The sequence below is a fragment of the Lutimaribacter pacificus genome (genome assembly GCF_900142185.1).
Taxonomy (GTDB): Bacteria; Pseudomonadota; Alphaproteobacteria; order Rhodobacterales; family Rhodobacteraceae; genus Lutimaribacter; species Lutimaribacter pacificus.
Genome location: NZ_FQZZ01000001.1, coordinates 1,013,528 through 1,031,814 on the forward strand (window position 1 = coordinate 1,013,528; position 18,287 = coordinate 1,031,814).

16 protein-coding genes are annotated in these 18,287 nt (G+C 67.2%); 9 read left to right on the top strand and 7 right to left on the bottom strand.

The genetic code is table 11. From position 1 onward, the window contains the following. Positions 1–8 precede the first annotated feature (8 nt). From F3H87_RS05025 to F3H87_RS05035, 3 genes are all read right to left on the bottom strand, one after another. Positions 9–1,382, bottom strand: a complete 1,374-nt coding sequence (locus F3H87_RS05025; RefSeq protein WP_149786144.1) for a pyruvate dehydrogenase complex E1 component subunit beta — start codon at positions 1,380–1,382, stop codon at positions 9–11. Between the two features lie 18 nt (positions 1,383–1,400). Continuing rightward, entirely contained in the window at positions 1,401–2,411 is a 1,011-nt protein-coding gene (gene pdhA / locus F3H87_RS05030; RefSeq protein ID WP_149786143.1) for a pyruvate dehydrogenase (acetyl-transferring) E1 component subunit alpha, read from the bottom strand. Between the two features lie 115 nt (positions 2,412–2,526). Continuing rightward, entirely contained in the window at positions 2,527–2,826 is a 300-nt protein-coding gene (locus tag F3H87_RS05035) for an FtsB family cell division protein (RefSeq protein WP_149786142.1), read from the bottom strand. 191 nt (positions 2,827–3,017) lie between these two features. Here F3H87_RS05035 and F3H87_RS05040 point away from each other — a divergent pair, with 191 nt between their 5' ends. Continuing rightward, positions 3,018–4,640 carry an acyl-CoA dehydrogenase family protein gene (locus F3H87_RS05040; RefSeq protein ID WP_149786141.1) on the top strand — a complete coding sequence of 541 codons (1,623 nt, stop codon included), beginning with the start codon at positions 3,018–3,020 and terminating at the stop codon, positions 4,638–4,640. Positions 4,641–4,724: 84 nt separating this feature from the next. Here the strand turns inward: F3H87_RS05040 and F3H87_RS05045 are convergent, their stop codons facing one another. Continuing rightward, a complete protein-coding gene (locus F3H87_RS05045) occupies positions 4,725–5,615 on the bottom strand; it encodes a fructose bisphosphate aldolase (protein ID WP_149786140.1) in 891 nt (296 codons plus the stop codon). Positions 5,616–5,703: 88 nt separating this feature from the next. Then, positions 5,704–6,894: a phosphoglycerate kinase gene (locus tag F3H87_RS05050; RefSeq protein ID WP_149786139.1), complete on the bottom strand. Its 1,191-nt coding sequence runs from the start codon at positions 6,892–6,894 to the stop codon at positions 5,704–5,706. Positions 6,895–7,021: 127 nt separating this feature from the next. On the opposite strand from F3H87_RS05050, the gene F3H87_RS05055 reads away from it, so the two are divergent. From F3H87_RS05055 to F3H87_RS05065, 3 genes are read left to right on the top strand one after another with little or no spacing between them, the layout of a single operon-like run. After that, the gene (locus F3H87_RS05055) at positions 7,022–7,528 is read left to right on the top strand and encodes a peptidylprolyl isomerase (RefSeq protein WP_149786138.1); all 507 of its coding nucleotides are present in this window, start codon (positions 7,022–7,024) and stop codon (positions 7,526–7,528) included. After that, positions 7,521–8,066, top strand: a complete 546-nt coding sequence (locus tag F3H87_RS05060; RefSeq protein WP_149786137.1) for a peptidylprolyl isomerase — start codon at positions 7,521–7,523, stop codon at positions 8,064–8,066. The genes F3H87_RS05055 and F3H87_RS05060 overlap by 8 nt, the downstream gene beginning before the upstream one ends. Next, positions 8,063–8,794, top strand: coding sequence for a DUF4336 domain-containing protein (locus tag F3H87_RS05065; protein WP_149786136.1), 732 nt, complete (start codon positions 8,063–8,065; stop codon positions 8,792–8,794). The genes F3H87_RS05060 and F3H87_RS05065 overlap by 4 nt, the downstream gene beginning before the upstream one ends. A gap of 12 nt (positions 8,795–8,806) precedes the next feature. Here the strand turns inward: F3H87_RS05065 and F3H87_RS05070 are convergent, their stop codons facing one another. Then, positions 8,807–9,979 carry a pyridoxal phosphate-dependent aminotransferase gene (locus F3H87_RS05070; RefSeq protein WP_149786135.1) on the bottom strand — a complete coding sequence of 391 codons (1,173 nt, stop codon included), beginning with the start codon at positions 9,977–9,979 and terminating at the stop codon, positions 8,807–8,809. Positions 9,980–10,198: 219 nt separating this feature from the next. Here F3H87_RS05070 and cysS point away from each other — a divergent pair, with 219 nt between their 5' ends. The 4 genes from cysS to F3H87_RS05090 all read left to right on the top strand — a co-directional run bounded on the left by cysS (position 10,199) and on the right by F3H87_RS05090 (position 15,299). Further along, positions 10,199–11,692, top strand: a complete 1,494-nt coding sequence (gene cysS / locus F3H87_RS05075) for a cysteine--tRNA ligase (protein ID WP_149786134.1) — start codon at positions 10,199–10,201, stop codon at positions 11,690–11,692. A gap of 193 nt (positions 11,693–11,885) precedes the next feature. Continuing rightward, on the top strand, positions 11,886–13,499 hold the full coding sequence (gene cimA, locus F3H87_RS05080) for a citramalate synthase (protein ID WP_149786133.1): 1,614 nt from the start codon (positions 11,886–11,888) through the stop codon (positions 13,497–13,499). A gap of 41 nt (positions 13,500–13,540) precedes the next feature. Beyond that, complete coding sequence (locus F3H87_RS05085; RefSeq protein ID WP_149786132.1) at positions 13,541–14,530, top strand: alpha/beta hydrolase; 990 nt, start codon at positions 13,541–13,543, stop codon at positions 14,528–14,530. Further along, the gene (locus tag F3H87_RS05090; protein ID WP_223227961.1) at positions 14,520–15,299 is read left to right on the top strand and encodes a squalene/phytoene synthase family protein; all 780 of its coding nucleotides are present in this window, start codon (positions 14,520–14,522) and stop codon (positions 15,297–15,299) included. Before F3H87_RS05085 ends, F3H87_RS05090 begins: the two co-directional genes overlap by 11 nt. 195 nt (positions 15,300–15,494) lie before the next feature. Here F3H87_RS05090 and F3H87_RS05095 read toward each other — a convergent pair whose 3' ends face one another. Continuing rightward, complete coding sequence (locus F3H87_RS05095; protein ID WP_223227962.1) at positions 15,495–16,178, bottom strand: invasion associated locus B family protein; 684 nt, start codon at positions 16,176–16,178, stop codon at positions 15,495–15,497. Between the two features lie 457 nt (positions 16,179–16,635). Here F3H87_RS05095 and F3H87_RS05100 point away from each other — a divergent pair, with 457 nt between their 5' ends. Continuing rightward, entirely contained in the window at positions 16,636–18,189 is a 1,554-nt protein-coding gene (locus F3H87_RS05100) for a helicase HerA-like domain-containing protein (protein WP_149786130.1), read from the top strand. Positions 18,190–18,287 lie beyond the last annotated feature (98 nt).

Sequence of the window (18,287 nt, forward strand, 5' to 3'; positions counted from 1 at the left end):
CGTCCTCCTTAGCGGTAGGTGACTTGGTTGACCGCCGCGATCACCTCGTCGACCGAGGTCAGCGCGTGGCGTTCGAGATTGGCGGCATAGGGCATCGGCACGTCCTTGCCGGTCACGTTCACCACCGGCGCGTCGAGATAGTCGAAGGCGCGCTGCATGATGACCGCGCCCAGGTGGTTGCCGATGGCGCCCACGGGCCAGCCCTCTTCGATGGTGACGCAGCGGTTGGTCTTCATCACGCTGGCCAGCACCGTGTCATAGTCGATGGGGCGCAGGCTGCGCAGGTCGATCACCTCGGCCTCGACGCCGTCGGAGGCCAGTTTCTCGGCCGCTTCCAGCGCATAAGTCATGCCGATCCCGAAGCTGACCAGCGTCACGTCGGACCCTTCGCGCCAGACGCGCGCCTTGCCGAAGGGGATGGTGAAATCGTCCAGCACCGGCACGTCGAAGCTTTTGCCGTAGAGGATCTCGTTTTCCAGGAACACCACCGGGTTGGGATCGCGGATCGCGGATTTCAGCAGGCCCTTGGCGTCGGAGGCCGAGTAGGGCATTACCACCTTCAGCCCCGGTATCTGCGCATACCACGCGGCGTAGTCCTGGCTGTGCTGGGCACCTACGCGGGCGGCGGCGCCGTTGGGGCCGCGGAACACGATCGGGCTGCCCATCTGACCGCCCGACATGTAAAGCGTCTTGGCCGCCGAGTTGATGATCTGGTCGATGGCCTGCATCGCGAAGTTCCAGGTCATGAATTCCACAATCGGGCGCAGACCGCCCCAGGAGGCACCGACGCCGATCCCGGCAAAGCCATGTTCGGTGATCGGCGTGTCGATCACGCGTTTGGCGCCGAACTCGTCCAGCAGCCCCTGGGTGATCTTGTAGGCGCCCTGGTATTCGGCCACTTCCTCGCCCATGACGAACACGGTGTCGTCGCTGCGCATTTCCTCGGCCATCGCATCGCGCAGCGCCTCGCGCACGGTCTGCTTCTTCAACTCGGTGCCCTCGGGCCAGTCGGGGCTGCGGTCAGGCTGCGGGGTTTCCGTGGGCGCCGCGTCGGGCGCGGCGCTTTTTGCCTGCGCCGGGGCCGGTGCGTCCGGCGCCTTTGCGGCGGGGGCGGCGTCGGGCAGGTCGTCGGCGTTTTCGCCCTCGTCCAGCAGCAGGGCGATGGCGGTGTTGACCTTCACGCCCTCGGTGCCTTCGGTGACAAGGATCTTGCCGATGGTGCCTTCGTCGACGGCCTCGAACTCCATCGTGGCCTTGTCGGTTTCGATTTCGGCCAGGATATCGCCGGCGGACACGGTGTCGCCCTCTTTCACCAGCCACTTGGCCAGCGTGCCTTCTTCCATCGTCGGCGACAGGGCGGGCATCAGGATTTCAGTAGCCATGTTCTTTGTCTCCTCCCGTCACGCGTTCTGCGGCGCCGTGTCGGCGTAAATGTCCGTCCACAGCTCGTCGAGCGCGGGTTCGGGGCTTTCCCTGGCGAAATCGGCGCTGTCGTTGACGATGGCCTTGATCTCCTTGTCGATCGCTTTCAGGTCGTCCTCGGTGGCGTGGTTGCCCTGCAGCAGCAGGTCGCGCACATGTTCGATGGCGTCCTTTTCCTCGCGGATCTTCTGCACCTCTTCGCGGGTGCGGTATTTCGCCGGGTCCGACATCGAATGGCCGCGATAGCGGTAGGTCTTGATTTCCAGGATATAGGGGCCCTTGCCCGCGCGGCAGTGTTTCACCGCCTTGGCGCCGGCGTCGCGCACGGCCAGAACGTCCATGCCGTCGACCGCCTCGCCGGGGATGCCGAACGCCTCGCCCCGGGTGTAGATATCCGGCGTCGAGGTCGAGCGTTTCTGCGACGTGCCCATAGCGTACTGGTTGTTCTCGATCACGAAGATCACCGGCAGATCCCACAGCGCGGCCATGTTGAAGGTCTCGTACACCTGGCCCTGGTTCGATGCGCCATCGCCGAAATAGGTGAAGGTCACCCGGTCGTTGCCCTTGTACTTGTCGGCAAAGGCCAGCCCGGCGCCCAGCGGCACGTTGGCGCCCACGATGCCGTGGCCGCCGTAGAAATCCTTTTCCTTCGAGAACATGTGCATCGAGCCGCCCTTGCCCCGGGAATAGCCGCCCTCGCGCCCGGTCAGCTCGGCCATGACGCCCTTGGGGTCCATCCCGCAGGCCAGCATGTGCCCGTGATCGCGGTAGGTGGTGATGCGCTTGTCGCCGTCCTCGGCGGCGGCCTCCAGCCCGACGACAACGGCCTCCTGCCCGATATAGAGGTGGCAGAACCCGCCGATCAGGCCCATGCCGTAAAGCTGGCCGGCCTTTTCCTCGAATCGCCGGATCAGCAGCATGTCGCGGTAATATTGTTTCAGCTCATCGGCCGATACGTTCGGTTTTGCCTGGGTTTTCCTGGCAGCCATGCTGCGCCTCCCTCCGCGAATGACAATAGTTTAGCGTTAAACTATTCATATCGCATCCCGATCAACTTGGCGAGAAGGAATTTCCCGCGGCAAGGGAGGGGGCCGGGGCGGGATGTCAGCGAATGACGATCTCGTCGGCGCGCAACAGGCCCAGCACATCGCGCGCCTGCTGGTCCAGCAGGTCGAGGTCGAGATATTCGTCCGACAGGCGATGCGTCAGGTTCTCCATCCGCGTCACCTGCGCGTTCAACTGGTCGAGCCCGGCCTTCAGGTTGGCGCTGTCGGCCTGGATCTCGGCGCGGCGGAACAACCCGTAATCGCCCTGCACGGCGGCAAAGGTGAAATAGGCGCCCATCGAGAACGCCACGGCGAAGAATGCCAGGATGCCGATTGCCGGGGTTTTGCGCCGCGTCATGGAAATACCGAAAACTGCCTCGTCCTGCGCCTCTGCGGGCGCGTTGGAATGACAATGGCATAAGTGATTCGCACTGTGAATCCCCCTTTTTCCGAAAGGCATAAGTTTTTTGGCCATTTCCCGCCGGAACGCCGCGTCAGGCTGGCCCGGCGCCCGCCGCTTTGGCATCCTTTCGCGCAGGAGGACCCACCATGACCGTCACCAGCGCACCGCATAGCGAACTTGCCACCCACGAAGTCATCAACCAGCCCGTTCCGCGCGGCGACCGCGACCTGTGGGCGGGCGACAAGGCGCTGCGCGAGGCCGCGCAATGGGCCGGGGCCGATGCCGCCGCCCTGGCCCGTGCCGGCGGGGCCTTTGGCACCGCCGAGGCGTGGGAACACGCCGAGAACGCCCGCCGCGACGCGCCCCGGCTGAAACTGTTCGACCGTTCGGGGCGGCGCTGCGACGAGGTGGAATTCCACCCCGGCTATCACGCGCTGATGCGGATGGGGATGGAGCACGGCTATGCCGCCCACCCCTGGGAGGGGCACCAGGGCGGGCACGCCACCCATGCCGCGCTGGTCTATTACATGGCGCAGGTGGAACCGGGGGTGTCCTGCCCGCTGACCATGACCTATGCCGCCGTGCCCGCGTTGCAGGCAAACCCCGCGCTGGCCGATCTTTGGCTGCCGAAGCTGACGGCGCGCGCCTATGACCCGTCGATCGCGCCGGTGGCGGGCAAGCGGGCGGCGACCATGGGTATGGCGATGACCGAGAAACAGGGCGGCTCCGACGTGCGCGCCAACTCCACCATCGCCACGCAAGAGGGCGATCATTACCGGCTGCGCGGGCATAAATGGTTCTGCTCGGCGCCGATGTGCGACGGGTTCCTGACGCTGGCGCAGGCGCCCGGCGGGCTGACCTGTTTCCTGGTGCCGCGCTGGCTGGAGGACGGGCGCAACAGGATGCACCTGATGCGGCTCAAGGACAAGCTGGGCAACCGCGCCAACGCCTCGTCCGAGATCGAATATCACGACGCGATGGCCTGGCGGCTGGGCGAGGAGGGGCAGGGCGTCAGGACCATCATCGAGATGGTGCACCACACCCGGCTCGATACCGCGATGGCGCCCGCCGGGCTGATGCGCGCCGCCCTGTCCGAGGCGCATTGGTGGGTGTCGGGCCGCGCGGCGTTCCAGCGCCGGCTGATCGACCAGCCGCTGATGCGCGCCGTTCTGGCCGACCTGACGCTCGAGGCCGAGGCGGCGCTGGCGCTGGGGTTCGGCGCGGCGCGCGCCTTCGACGGGCAGGGCGAGGCCGACCGCGCCTTCGCCCGCATCGCGGTGGCGCTGGCCAAGTTCATTTCCAACAAGCGCGCGCCGGTGATGATCGTCGAGGCGATGGAGTGCCTGGGCGGCATGGGCTATATCGAGGAAACGCCGATGCCCATGCTGTACCGCGAGGCGCCGCTCAACGGCATCTGGGAAGGGTCGGGCAACGTGATCTGCCTCGATATCCTGCGCACGCTGGTCAGGGAGCCGCTGGCCGCCGAAACCCTGATGGCGCGGCTGCACGCCAATATCGGCCGTGATGCGCGGTTCGACGCGGCGCTCAAGGCGCATCAGGATCGCTGGCCCGCCCTGCCGCCCGAGGCCGAGGCGCGCTGGTTCGCCGAAAGCGCCGCCAACCTGCTGGCCGCCGCCTACCTGCTGGAGCTGGAAAACACCGCCGTGGCCGAGGGCTTCATCGCCACGCGGCTGGACGGGCAGCGCGGGCATGTGCCGGGCGCGGTGTCGGGCATAGATACCGATGGAATACTGGCGCGGCTCGGCTGACCGGACCCGCCTTTTCATCGTTCCGGCAAATACTCTATTCGGGCCGCAGGCCCGACAGGGGGCAATGCCCCCTGGTCCCCGCCCTCAGCCCGCGACGGAGGCGCGGTAGATTCCGTCGATCGCGGCGGCGATGGTGTCGTTGAATTCGGTGTCGGTCTGCTGCGCGCTCAGCCCCTCGGTCAGGGCGCGGCTGAAGCTGGCGATCATCCCGGTGTTCTGCGCCAGCCGGTCATTGGCCTCGTCGCGGCTGTAGCCGCCCGACAGCGCCACGACGCGCATCACCGCCGGGTGTTCGACCAGCGGCTTATACAGGTTCGGCTGCTCGGGCAGGGTCAGCTTCAGCATCACCTGCACCCCGTCGGGCAGCGCGTCCAGATGCGCGCGCAGCTCGGCCAGCAGGATATCTTCGGCCGCAGCCTTGTCGGGGATCGAGATCGTGACCTCGGGTTCGATGATCGGCACCAGCCCGTGCGCAAGGATCTGGCGGCCGATGTCGAATTGCTGGCTGACCACCGCGCGGATGCCCGGCGCCGAGGCGGCATTGATGACCGAGCGCATCTTGGTGCCGAAGATGCCCGCCGCCACCGCGCGGGTCAGCAGCGGGTCGAGGCCGGGCATCGGTTTCATCAGCTGCACGCCGTCGCGTTCCTCGTCCAGCCCCTTGTCGACCTTCAGGAAGGGCACGACGCCGCGCTGTTCCCACATGAAGCGCGCGGTCGGTATCCCGTCCATGTCGCGCTCCATCGTCATTTCGAACAGGATCGCGCCGATCACCTTGTCGCCGGTAAAGGCGGGGGCCTTTGCGATGCGGGTGCGCATCTGGTGGACAAGGTCGAACATCTCGTCCTCGCCGGCATAGGCATCCCCGGCCACGCCGTAAAGCCGCAGCGCCTTGGGCGTCGAGCCGCCCGACTGGTCGAGCGCCGCGATAAAGCCCTTGCCGTTGCGCATCTGCTCTGCCTGTGCCGCGTTCATCGTCTGTCCGTCCCCGTTTCAAACCATTCGTTCATGACCCCGGCATGTCTAAGCCAGCGGGGCCTTTCTTGCAATTCCGCGCCGCCGGTCAGGCCGCGTCGTCCAGCGCGGCGACACCCGGCAGCAGCTTGCCCTCCATCCATTCCAGGAAGGCGCCCCCGGCAGTCGAGATATAGCTGAACCCGTCCGCCGCGCCGGCGCGGTTCAGCGCGGCCACCGTGTCGCCGCCGCCCGCGACCGACACCAGCGATCCCGCCGCACTCAGTTCCGCCGCGCGTTTCGCGGCGGCGTTGGTGGCGGCGTCGAAGGGGGCGATTTCGAACGCGCCCAGCGGGCCGTTCCAGATCAGGGTTTTCGCCGCTTCCAGCGCGGTGACGATCCGCGCCACCGATTGCGGCCCGGCGTCGAGGATCATCGCGTCCTCGGGGCATTCCGTTGCCGGAACGGTGTCATGCGCCGCGCCTTCGGCGAATTCGCGCGCCACCACCACGTCCACCGGCAGGATGATCTCGCAGCCGGTGGCCTGCGCCTTGGCCATGATTTCGGACGCGGTATCGGTCATCTCGTGTTCGCACAGCGACTTGCCCACGCCGATGCCCTGCGCCGCAAGAAAGGTGTTGGCCATGCCGCCGCCGATCACCAGCTGATCGACCTTTTCCACCAGGTTGCCCAGCAGTTCCAGCTTGGTCGAGACCTTGGCCCCGCCCACCACCGCCATCACCGGGCGCGCGGGTTTGCCAAGCGCGGCCTCCAGCGCCTCGAGCTCGGCCTGCATCAGCCGCCCCGCGCAGCAGGGCAGCAGCCGCGCCAGCCCCTCGGTCGAGGCATGGGCGCGGTGGGCGGCGGAAAAGGCGTCGTTGCAATAGATGTCGCCCAGCTTCGCCAGCCGTGCGGCGAATTCGGGGTCGTTGGCCTCTTCGCCGGGGTGGAAGCGGATGTTTTCCAGCAGCAGCACGTCGGCGGCGCGGGCCTCTTCGGGCAGGTTCTCGGCGGCTTCCAGCGTTTCGACGAAGCGCACCTTGCGGCCCAGCCTGTCCTCCAGCACCGGCACGCAGACCCGCAGGCTCATGTCCAGCACGACCTTGCCCCTGGGCCGGCCGAAATGCGCGATCAGCATCGGGTGGCCGCCGCGGGCCAGGATGTCCTGCACCGTCGGCACGATCCGTTCGATCCGGGTGGCGTCGGTGACGCGGCCATGATCCACCGGCACGTTGATATCCACGCGCACAAGCACGCGCTTGCCCGCGAGGTCCATGTCATCCAGCGTCTTCCACGTCATCATCGCACTCCCTCGTACCGGCTCCGGGCGTCGTCATGGCGTGATGCCGCGCAGGCGTCAACCTCTGTGCTTGGCTTTCCCGCCGCGCGCGCCTAGGTTTGCGCAAACATCTGAAAAGGAGCGCCATATGGCCGAGATCAAGGACCCCGAAAACACCATCCTGATGGAACTGAAGGGTGGCACCGTCACCATCGAGCTGCTGCCCGACGTGGCGCCGGAACATGCCGGGCGCATGAAGGAACTGGCGCGCGCGGGCCAGTATGACAACGTGGCCTTCCACCGGGTGATCGACGGCTTCATGGCCCAGACGGGCGATGTGGCCCATGCCAACATGGAAAACGGCTGGAACCCGGCGCGCGCGGGCACCGGCGGATCGGACCTGCCGGACCTGCCGGCGGAGTTTTCCAAGCTGCCGCACGATCGCGGCACGCTGGGCGCGGCGCGGTCGGCCAACCCGAACTCGGCCAACAGCCAGTTCTTCATCAACTTCAAGGACAACCATTTCCTGAACGGGCAATACACCGTCTATGGCCGCGTGATCGACGGCATGGAACATGTCGACGCCATCACCCGTGGCGAGCCGCCCGCAAGCCCCGACCGCATGATTTCGGTCAAGGTGGCCGCCGATGCGTAACGCCCTGATCGCGCTGGTGCTGCTGGCGACTCCGGCCGCCGCCACCGGCATCGAAATCCAGGTCGAGGGCGAGGCCAACGGCACCGTCACCATCGACCTGCTCGAGGACGTGGCCCCCGGCCATGCCGAACGCATCGCCACACTGGCCGCCGAGGGCGCCTATGACGGGGTGGTGTTCCACCGCGTGATCGACGGGTTCATGGCGCAGACCGGCGACGTGAAATTCGGCAAGCTGGGCGAAGACATGCGCATGGCCGGCATGGGCGGGTCGGGCAAGCCCGATCTCAAGGCCGAGTTCTCGGACATCCCCTTTGACCGCGGCGTCGTGGGCATGGCCCGCTCGCAATCGCCCGACAGCGCCAACAGCCAGTTCTTCATCATGTTCGACGAGGGGCATTTCCTGAACGGACAATATACCGTCGTCGGCCGCGTCACCGAAGGGATGGAGATCGTCGACGCCATCAAGCGCGGCAAGGGCCGCAACGGCGCGGTGGTCGGCCAGCCCGACGTGATGACCAAGGTGACCGTCACCGAATGAGCGATCCGACCTATCCGCCGCTCGATACGCCCAAGCCGGTGGCGCGGGATATCTGGGTGGTGGACGGGCCGGTCATCCGCTTTTACAAGCTGCCGTTTTCCACCCGCGCCACCATCCTGCGGCTGGAAAACGGCGATATCTGGCTGCATTCGCCGACCCGCTGGTCGCCCGAACTGCAGGGGCGGATCGCGGCGCTTGGCCCGATCCGCCACCTGATCGCGCCGAACTGGATACACTATGCCCATATCGCCGACTGGCAGAAGGCGCTGCCGCAGGCGCAGGTCTGGGCCGCGCCGGGTGTGGCCGCGCGGGCGGCGTCGCACGGGGTCGATATCCGCATCGACCACGACCTGACGCAGGACGCGCCGCCCGGCTGGGCGGGCCAGATCGACCAGATGATCGTGGAAGGCAGCCGGGTGCATCACGAGGCGGTGTTCTTTCACCGCGCGTCCCAAACCCTGATCCTGACCGACCTGATCGAGAATTTCGAGCCCGCGAAACTGCCCTGGTGGTTCCGCCCGCTGGCCCGCCTTGGCGGGGTCAGCGAACCGGGGGCGATGCCGCGCGACATGCGCGCCAGCTTTGCCGGTCACAGGGATCGGTTGCGCGCACAGGTGCAGCGCATGATCGGCTGGGCGCCCGAACGTGTGATCCTGGCGCATGGGCGCTGGTATCGTGAAAACGGCGCGGCGGAACTGCGCCGCGCCTTCGCCTGGCTGCTGGACTGACCGGCGCTCCCGTCACGCCGCCAGCGCGCCCGCCGTGTCCACAAGCGTCTGAAAGGCCTCGGCAAAGCGCGCATCCTCGACCGTCAGGGCGACGCGGATATGGCCCGCCGGGGCCTGACCGAAGCTTTCGCCCGGCATCACGGCGATCCGGTGGGTTTCGAGCAGGTGTTCGGCAAAGCCGATCCCGCTCATCCCCGTGGCGCGGATATCCAGCATCATGTACATCGCGCCCTGCGGCGGCAGCGCGCGGATCGCGTTCTGCCGGCCCAGGATATCCAGCGCGATGGCCCGCCTGCGGGCGAAGGGGGCGGCGATCTCGCGCTCAAGCCCGGGGCCCTGTTCCAGCGCGAAAAGTGCTGCCTCCTGGATGAAGCCCGGCACGCCATAGGTGGTGTGGATGGCGAGGTTGGCCAGGTATCCGATCGCCTCTTGCGGGCCGACCAGCCAGCCGATGCGGCTGCCGGTCATGGCGTGGCTTTTCGACATCGAGCCGACGACCAGCGTGCGCGCGTCCATGCCCGGCAGGGCGCGCGGCGACAGGTGCGTGCCGTCCCACACCTGCGTGTCGTAAACCTCGTCCGAGATCAGCCACAGGTCATGGTCGCGGCAGACCTGCGCGATCCCGTCCAGCGTGGCGCGGGAATAGACCGCGCCGGTGGGGTTGTTGGGGCTGTTGACCAGCAGGCTTTTCGCACCCGGTGCGGCGGCGGCCAGGTCGGCGGCGCGGGGCTGGAACGCGTCTTCGGCATGGGCGGCCACCGGCACGGGCTGCGCGCCCACGGCGCGGATCGTGCCGGGATAGGTGGCGTAATAGGGGTCGATGAACAGCGCGCGGTCGCCTTCGTCGCAGGTCGCGTGATGGGCGGCGAACAGCGCAGACTGCCCGCCCGGCGTGATCAGCACGTTGGCGCGTGTCGTTTCCACGCCGGTGCGCGCCTGCACCCGTTCCGCCACCGCGTCGCGCAGCGCGTCGGTGCCCGCCATCATGGCATAGCCGGTATGCCCGCCCCGCGCCGCGCGGTCCATCGCGGCCAGGATCACGGGATCGGTGCGGATATCGTGCTCGCCAATGGTCAGCTCGACCACCGGTTCGCCCGCATCGGCCATCGCGCGCGCCTTGAAGAACAGCTCCCAGCCGCCACCCGCGGCGCCGACCATCCCGGTGATCCGGTTCGACAGTTTCATGGCGCAGCCCCTTTCGTTTGATCAAATTCGGGCCGACTGTGACCCCGCGGATTTCGCTTGGCAAGGGGCGGGCAGGGGCGTAACGTCACGTTCCATGAACGGCACCTGCATCATCTGCATCTGCATTACCTGCTGAGATATCTCGGCGGGCCGTTCCTTCTTTCCCTTGCGTATCGAAGTTGCTAAGCCCGCCGCGGACGCCCGCGTGTGAGGACAGACATGACCGAAATCCGGCTCTACAACACGAAAACCCGCCGTAAAGAGCGGTTTCAGCCGCTCGATCCGCAGAATGTGCGGATGTATGTCTGCGGGCCCACGGTCTATGACCGCGCGCATCTGGGCAACGCGCGCCCGGTGATCGTGTTCGACGTGCTCTACCGGCTGCTGCGGCATGTCTATGGGCCCGATCACGTGACCTATGTGCGCAATTTCACCGACGTGGACGACAAGATCAACGCCACCGCGCTGGCCCGGAAAGAGGCCGGCGCCAAAGGCACGCTGGAAGAGCTGATCGCCGAACGGACCGAGGAAACCATTCGCTGGTATCACGCCGACATGGACGCGCTTGGCACGATGCGCCCGAACAAGGAGCCGCGCGCGACCCAGTGGATCGGCGCGATGGTCGCCATGATCGAGGATCTGATCGCAAAGGGCCACGCCTATGCGGCCGAGGGGCATGTGCTGTTCTCGGTCGACAGTTACCGCGACTACGGCAAGCTGTCGGGCCGGTCGGTCGACGACATGATCGCCGGCGCGCGGGTCGAGGTCGCGCCCTACAAGCGCAACCCGATGGATTTCGTGCTGTGGAAACCGTCCTCGGACGAGCTGCCGGGCTGGGACAGCCCGTGGGGGCGCGGGCGGCCGGGCTGGCATATCGAATGCTCGGCGATGGCCTATGAGCTGCTGGGCGAGACGTTCGATATCCACGGCGGCGGCATCGACTTGGCTTTCCCGCACCATGAAAACGAGATCGCGCAAAGCTGCTGCGCCCATCCCGAAGGTGGCTTCGCGCGCTTCTGGCTGCACAACGAGATGCTGCAGGTCGAGGGCAGGAAGATGTCCAAATCGCTGGGCAATTTCTTTACCGTGCGGGATTTGCTGGACCGGGGCGTGCCGGGCGAGGTGATCCGCTTCGTGATGCTCAGCACGCATTACCGCAAGCCGATGGACTGGACGGAGAAGAAGCGGGAAGAGGCGGAGCGGACCTTGCGGAGCATAGCTCAGTTGCTCGGAACTTCGCCACTCCAACGCCCTTGGTATGGCAAAGGGCGGTTTCCCGCACCGGATGAATTTCTAAAGGCATTGGCGGATGACCTGAACACGTCTCTTGCTCTTACGTTGATCCGTAAATACCTCAAAGAGGGCGATGAACCCAAACTGCGGTCTTCGTTGGAGCTAATTGGGTTTGAGCCTCAGGAACTGATCGAAAGGTTCCAAAGCTTCCGCCTGCAATCGTCAAGAAACGAGTTCACGAGTGGCACAAGCCTCGAATCTTGGGGTGCTTTCTCTAAGGCGCAGCAAGAGCGAATAGCCGAAATTGCAGCGCGATTGAAGTTGGCCCGCGCCGACGCAATGCAAACCAAGGATTTCACCCAGGTCGACGCAATGAAATCCGCCCTCGTCGCCGCCGGGGTCGAGGTGCGTATGACCAAGGACGGGGTGGACCTTGTTCCCGGACCGGATTTCGACCCGGCGAAGCTGGAGGGGGTATGATGGCGCGACGTTCATTCTGTTGTGCCCGGCGGCACGCCGGGCCGCGCCCGACCCTCCCCCCGGGAGGGCGCATTTGGTCGTGTTACGCGCCGAACCGCCGTTTCGCGCGTGACGATGTTGCGCGTCCTTCGAATGGCGGATGCGCCCACCCAGGGTCGGGCGCGTCCCTTCTTACTCCCGTTCGGAGGGTGGCATGACCGACCGCCTCTATATCTACGACACTACCCTGCGCGACGGGCAGCAGACGCAGGGGGTGCAGTTCTCGACCCCTGAAAAGATCCGCATCGCCGAGGCGCTGGATGCGCTCGGCGTCGATTACATCGAGGGCGGTTGGCCCGGTGCCAACCCCACCGACAGCGCGTTCTTCGATGCCCGCCCCGACACCAACGCGCGGTTCACCGCCTTCGGCATGACCAAGCGGGCAGGGCGGTCGGCGGAAAACGACGATGTGCTGGCGGCGGTCATGAACGCAGGCACGCCCGCCGTCTGCCTTGTGGGCAAGACCCATGATTTCCACGTCACCACCGCGCTTGGTATCGCGCTGGAGGACAACCTCGACAATATCCGCGCCAGCGTCGCGCATGTCGTGGCGCAGGGGCGCGAGGCGCTGTTCGATGCCGAGCATTTCTTTGACGGCTGGAAGGCGAACCGCGCCTATGCGCTGGAATGCCTGAAGGCCGCGCTGGACGCCGATGCGCGCTGGATCGTGCTGTGCGACACCAATGGCGGCACGCTGCCCGCCGAGGTGGGGCATATCACCGCCGATGCGATCGCTGCCGGCATCCCCGGCGACCGGCTGGGCATCCACTGCCACAACGACACCGAGAACGCCGTGGCCTGTTCGCTGGCCGCTATCGATGCGGGCGCGCGGCAGATACAGGGCACGCTGAACGGGCTGGGCGAACGCTGCGGCAATGCCAACCTGACCACGCTGATCCCGACGCTGCTGCTGAAGGAGCCCTATGCCAGCCGTTACGACACCGGCATCACCCATGACGCGTTGCAGGGCCTGACCCGGATCAGCCGCCAGCTTGACGATATCCTGAACCGCGTGCCGCTGCGGCAGGCGCCCTACGTGGGCGCCAGCGCATTCGCCCACAAGGCCGGGCTGCACGCCAGCGCGATCCTGAAAGACCCCAGCACCTATGAACATGTCGACCCGGCTCTGGTCGGCAACGCGCGCATCGTGCCGATGTCGAACCAGGCCGGGCAGTCGAACCTGCGCCGCCGCCTGGCCGAGGCCGGGATCACCGTGGCCAGGGACGATCCGGCACTGGCCCGCATCCTCGACATCGTGAAAGAGCGCGAGGCGCAGGGCTATACCTATGACAGCGCGCAGGCGTCCTTTGAACTGCTGGCGCGGGGCGAGCTGGGGCAACTGCCCGAGTTCTTCGAGGTCAAGCGCTACAAGGTCACGGTCGAGCGGCGCAAGAACAAGTATAACCGCATGGTCAGCCTGTCCGAGGCGGTCGTGGTGGTGAAGGTCGATGGCGAGAAAAAGCTGTCGGTCAGTGAATCGCTGGACGAGGCGGGCAGCGACCGGGGGCCGGTGAACGCGCTGTCCCGCGCGCTGGCCAAGGATCTGGGCCGCTATTCCGACCTGATCGCCGATATGCGGCTGGTCGATTTCAAGGTGCGTATCACGCAGGGCGGCACCGATGCCGTGACCCGTGTCATCATCGACAGCGAGGACGGCGCCGGGCGGCGCTGGTCCACCGTGGGGGTCAGTCCGAACATCGTCGATGCGTCCTTCGACGCGCTGACCGACGCCATCGTGTGGAAGCTGTTGCGCGAAACCACGAGTTGAGAGCGCGCGCCACGAGACGCGGCGCGGGCAGGAGGATCGCCATGTTGGGCAAGGCCCTGATCGTCGTCGCGGTGTCTTGCGCCGTTTACCTGGCCATTGCCCTTGGCCTGATCCTGTCGCAGCCTCCCGGGCCGCTGCCGCAGGGCGGGGCACTGGATTTCGACCGTCTGGTCACGGGGCGCGCGGCACTGCCCACGGATGCACCGCTGCGCCGGGGCAGCGTCACCACGCCCGACGGGTATGCCCATCCCGTCACCTATGCCGGTGCGGATGATGATGCGGGCAAGCCGCTGGTGATCCTGATCCACGGCTCGGGCTGGCACGGGCAGCAGTTCGACCGGCTGGCGCTGGCCCTGCGCGACGTGGCCGAGCTGCGCGCCGTCACCCTGCGCGGCCACGGGGCCGATCCCGAACGCCGGGGCGACGTGGATTACATCGGCCAGTTCGAGGATGACCTTGCCCATGTCATCGGCGACCCCGGCAACGGCAAGGTGGTGCTGCTGGGCCATTCCTCGGGTGGCGGGCTGGTGGTGCGCTTTGCCGGCGGCCCGCATGGCGGCATGATCGACGGGGCGATCCTGCTGGCGCCCTTCCTGCAATACGACGCGCCGGTGACGCGGCCCAATTCGGGCGGCTGGGCGCATCCGCTGACGCGGCGCATCATCGGCCTGTCGATGCTGAACGCGGTGGGCATTCACGCGCTCGACCACCTGACGGTGATCCGCTTCGCCATGCCGCGCGCGGTTCTGGACGGGCCTTTGGGCGATACCGCGACCACCGCCTATAGCTGGCGGCTGAACCAGTCCTACGCGCCGCGACGCGACTATCTGGCGGATGTGGCCGCGCTGCCGCCTTTCCTGCTGGTCGCGGGCGCGGAGGATGAAAGTTTCGTCGCCGAGGGGTATCGGCCGCTGATGTCTGGCGTGACGGAGAACGGGCGCTACCATGTGCTGCCGGGTGCCGGGCATCTCGATATCGTCGACGATACGCGCACCGAAACGCTGATACGGGAGTTCCTGGGTGACCTCTGACGATCTGAACGCCTGCGCCGGCCTGGTCCGGCGCGGCGACCCGGACAGGTTCCTTGCCGCGATGGCGGCCCCGCCGGCGGCGCGCGACGTGCTGTTCCCGCTCTATGCCTTCAATGTCGAGGTCAGCCGCGCACCCTGGGTCACGCAGGAGCCCGCGATCGCCGAGATGCGCCTGCAATGGTGGCGCGACGCCCTGGACGAGATCGCGCGCGGCGACACCCCCCGCCGGCACGAGGTGGTCACGCCGCTGTCGGGGGTCCTGGACGATCCGGCCTGCGCGGTGCTGGACCGGCTGATCCTTGCCCGGCGCTGGGATATCTACCGCGATCCGTTCGCGGATGCGGATGCCTTCGATACCTTCCTGGACGAGACCGCGGGGGGCTTGATGTGGGTCGCGGCGCGCGCGCTCGGTGCACCGGATACGGCCGAAGCGGCGATCCGCGATATCGGCCATGCGCAGGGGTTGGCGGCGTGGTTCCGCGCGATCCCCGCGCTGGAGGCCGCGGGCCGGGTGCCGCTGGTCGACGGGCGCGCGGCGGCGGTGGCCGACCTGGCCCGGCAGGGGCTGGAGCGGCTGGCGCGCGGGCGCCGGGCGCAACCGGCACTGCCGCGGGACGCGCGCGCGGCGCTGCTGCCCGCGTGGAAGGCCGGGCCGGTGCTGCGCGCGGTGCTGCGCGATCCGGGCCGTGTGCAGGGCGGCGCGGCAGAGCTGTCCGGTGCGGGCGCACGGCTGCGGCTGATCTGGGCGGCGGCACGCGGGCGGGTGTGAGAAGGGAGCTCTACGGTATTTGAACGATACGCCTTGCCCGGAACAGCCGTGCGATGCCCGGGCCGCTTCGCGGCTGTTCCGGGCGGGGTGCATCGTTCCACCGGCAGCGAGCTCCCACCCAACCAACGCCCGGCATGAAAACGCCCCCGCGGGTCTCCGCGAGGGCGTGCCGATCCGGTCACGATGGCCTGACGATCAGTTCGGAACGACCGTGGCCTTGTCGAAGGCGGCGGTGAATCCCTTGAGCGACATGTCCAGCGTCAGCGGCTGGTCCGGCGCGGCGAAGGGCGTCAGGCTGACCGTCGCCTTGGCGCCGCGCTTGAACGAGGCGATATCCTCGGCGGTAAAGCCGATGCGCGCATAGCAGCCCAGCGGATCGCAGACCGCGAAGGGATAGCGCTTGGCCTGCCCGCCATCGACGCGGATCGTCAGCTGCGCGGTCAGCAGCGTTTCCAGCGGCACGGCGACCAGCGCGCCGGCGGTGGCCCGCTGACCCTCGGGCAGCCGGAAGATACGCACGTTCGACACGGTGTTGCCGTTCTCGTCCTTGAGCGACTGGAACAGCTGGCAGGGCTCGTCCTCGCCCTCGGGGACGCGGATGCATTCCATGCCCCAGTCCTCGACCATCTCGCGCAGGTAGGGGGTGCCGGGGGCGTCGGGGTCCTGTATGTCCTCGCCCATCTGGAGTTCGCCGCCCTGCTGCGCGGCCTCGGCGCCGACGACGGCCCGCGGATCGGACCCGTCGGGGGCCGTTTCGCCGGCCTGGCTTTCGGTTCCGGCCTCGGCCTCTGCCCCGGTATCGGTATCGGCCTGCTGGGCGACGGCGAGGGGCGCGGCAAGAAGCGCGATGATGGAAAGGGTGGAAAGCAGTCTGGGCATGGTATCCCCGTTTTTTCGTGTCAAAGTCATGTCGCTGGCGGCTTAGCATGGGGCGCGGGGCTTGTCAGGCGGGAAAACGCTGCGCCGCGCGCGGGAGCCGCGAAAATCCGCCCAGCCGATCAGGGAGCGGGGGCAAAGAAAAAAGAGGTCTGAAAGACCTCTTTTTCCCTTGTTTTTCACTCCCCGTCGGACTGGCCGACTTAGTCATTGGATCGGACGCTAGGACGTTTCCCCCCTCCGGTCAACAGGCAATAGATCACAATTTGCCGATGGCCCGCCGCGCCGCCCGGCGCCGCTGAAAAAAGCCGCATCCCGAAGGATGCGGCCAGTCTGACAGGGAGGAAGTCAGCCCGCGCCGAAAGAGGACATGCGGCGACGGGCAGGATTCACTCTGGCATGAGGGGGTTAAGATTGTATGGTCGGGGCCGGACGAGTGCGATCGAAAGGGACAGACAGGGTGGAAAACGGCATCTTCATCGGCGGCGCGGGCGAGAATTACGGCGAAAAACAGTACCTCTCGCTGGGCTATGCCAACCGGCACGGGCTGATCGCGGGGGCCACCGGCACCGGCAAGACGGTGACGCTGCAGATCATGGCCGAGGGGTTTTCCGCCGCCGGCGTACCGGTGATCCTGTCGGACGTGAAGGGCGACCTGTCGGGGCTGGCGATGGCGGGCGATCCCGGCGGCAAGCTGCACGGCTCGTTCACCGAGCGCAGCGCGAAGATCGGCTTCGACGATTTCGCCTATGGCGGCTTTCCTGTCACCTTCTGGGATCTCTTCGGCGAACAGGGCCACCCGATCCGCACCACGCTGGCCGAGATGGGGCCGCTGCTGTTGTCGCGGCTGCTGGAACTGACCGAGGCGCAGGAGGGTATCCTGAACATCGCCTTCCGGCTGGCAGACGAGCAGGGGATGCCGCTGCTGGATCTCAGCGACCTGCAATCGCTGCTGGTCTGGGTCGGCGAGAACCGCGAGGATCTGTCGCTGCGTTACGGCAATATCTCGGTGCAATCCGTGGGCGCGATCCAGCGCCGCCTGCTGGTGCTGGAAAACCAGGGCGGGGCGGATTTCTTTGGCGAACCCGCGCTGGCCCTGGCCGACCTGATGCGCACCGATGCCGACGGGCGCGGCGTGATCAACATCCTGGCCGCCGACCGGCTGATGGGCAGCCCGCGGCTTTACGCGACCTTCCTGCTGTGGCTTCTGTCGGAACTGTTCGAGGAACTGCCCGAGGTGGGCGATCCCGACAAGCCGAAGCTGGTGTTCTTCTTCGACGAGGCGCATCTGCTGTTCGACGACGCGCCCAAGGCGCTGGTCGACAAGGTGGAACAGGTCGCGCGGCTGATCCGCTCCAAGGGGGTGGGGGTCTATTTCATCACCCAGAACCCGGCGGATGTGCCCGAGGATATCCTGGGTCAGCTCGGCAACCGGGTGCAGCACGCGCTGCGCGCCTTTACCGCGCGGGACCGCAAGGAGTTGCGCATGGCGGCGGAAACCTACCGCGACAACCCCGCCTTCGACACCGAAGAGGCGATCATGCAGGTCGGCGTGGGCGAGGCGGTGACCTCGATGCTGCAGAAAAAGGGTGTGCCGGGGATGGTCCAGCGCACGCTGATCCGCCCGCCCTCGTCGCAGCTGGGCCCGCTGGGTGCGGACGAACGGCGCGCGGTGATCGCGGCCAGCCCGCTGAAGGGCAAGTACGAGGCGCGGATCGACCGCGACTCGGCGCATGAGATGCTGGCGCGGCGCGCCGAAGAGGCCGCGAAAGCCGCGGCGCAGGCCGAAGCTGCCGAAGAGGCGGCCGGCGACGTCACCCTGCGCGAATTCAACGCCGGCCGCCGCTATTCCGCCGATCGCGTCGGCCGCTCGAGCAGCCGCAGCACGCGCAGCAACAGCCGGGGCGACACGCTGGGCGAGGCGTTGGGCAAGGCCCTGGTCAAGGAGCTGAGCGGCACCACCGGCCGCCGCCTCGTGCGCGGTATCCTGGGCGGGCTGTTCAAGTCGCGTTAGGGCAGGGGCGGGCCATTCCCGGAAATTGACCGATGCATCCTGCCCGGAACAGCCGCGCAAGCGGCCGGGGCATCGCACGGCCGCGCGATGCCCTTCTG

What these genes read in the sequence shown, in the direction of transcription:
- F3H87_RS05025 (WP_149786144.1), bottom strand. Translation starts at nt 1,382, where the DNA reads ATGGCTACTGAAATCCTGATGCCCGCCCTGTCGCCGACGATGGAAGAA.
- pdhA (WP_149786143.1), bottom strand. Translation starts at nt 2,411, where the DNA reads ATGGCTGCCAGGAAAACCCAGGCAAAACCGAACGTATCGGCCGATGAG.
- F3H87_RS05035 (WP_149786142.1), bottom strand. Translation starts at nt 2,826, where the DNA reads ATGACGCGGCGCAAAACCCCGGCAATCGGCATCCTGGCATTCTTCGCC.
- F3H87_RS05040 (WP_149786141.1), top strand. Translation starts at nt 3,018, where the DNA reads ATGACCGTCACCAGCGCACCGCATAGCGAACTTGCCACCCACGAAGTC.
- F3H87_RS05045 (WP_149786140.1), bottom strand. Translation starts at nt 5,615, where the DNA reads ATGAACGCGGCACAGGCAGAGCAGATGCGCAACGGCAAGGGCTTTATC.
- F3H87_RS05050 (WP_149786139.1), bottom strand. Translation starts at nt 6,894, where the DNA reads ATGACGTGGAAGACGCTGGATGACATGGACCTCGCGGGCAAGCGCGTG.
- F3H87_RS05055 (WP_149786138.1), top strand. Translation starts at nt 7,022, where the DNA reads ATGGCCGAGATCAAGGACCCCGAAAACACCATCCTGATGGAACTGAAG.
- F3H87_RS05060 (WP_149786137.1), top strand. Translation starts at nt 7,521, where the DNA reads ATGCGTAACGCCCTGATCGCGCTGGTGCTGCTGGCGACTCCGGCCGCC.
- F3H87_RS05065 (WP_149786136.1), top strand. Translation starts at nt 8,063, where the DNA reads ATGAGCGATCCGACCTATCCGCCGCTCGATACGCCCAAGCCGGTGGCG.
- F3H87_RS05070 (WP_149786135.1), bottom strand. Translation starts at nt 9,979, where the DNA reads ATGAAACTGTCGAACCGGATCACCGGGATGGTCGGCGCCGCGGGTGGC.
- cysS (WP_149786134.1), top strand. Translation starts at nt 10,199, where the DNA reads ATGACCGAAATCCGGCTCTACAACACGAAAACCCGCCGTAAAGAGCGG.
- cimA (WP_149786133.1), top strand. Translation starts at nt 11,886, where the DNA reads ATGACCGACCGCCTCTATATCTACGACACTACCCTGCGCGACGGGCAG.
- F3H87_RS05085 (WP_149786132.1), top strand. Translation starts at nt 13,541, where the DNA reads ATGTTGGGCAAGGCCCTGATCGTCGTCGCGGTGTCTTGCGCCGTTTAC.
- F3H87_RS05095 (WP_223227962.1), bottom strand. Translation starts at nt 16,178, where the DNA reads ATGCCCAGACTGCTTTCCACCCTTTCCATCATCGCGCTTCTTGCCGCG.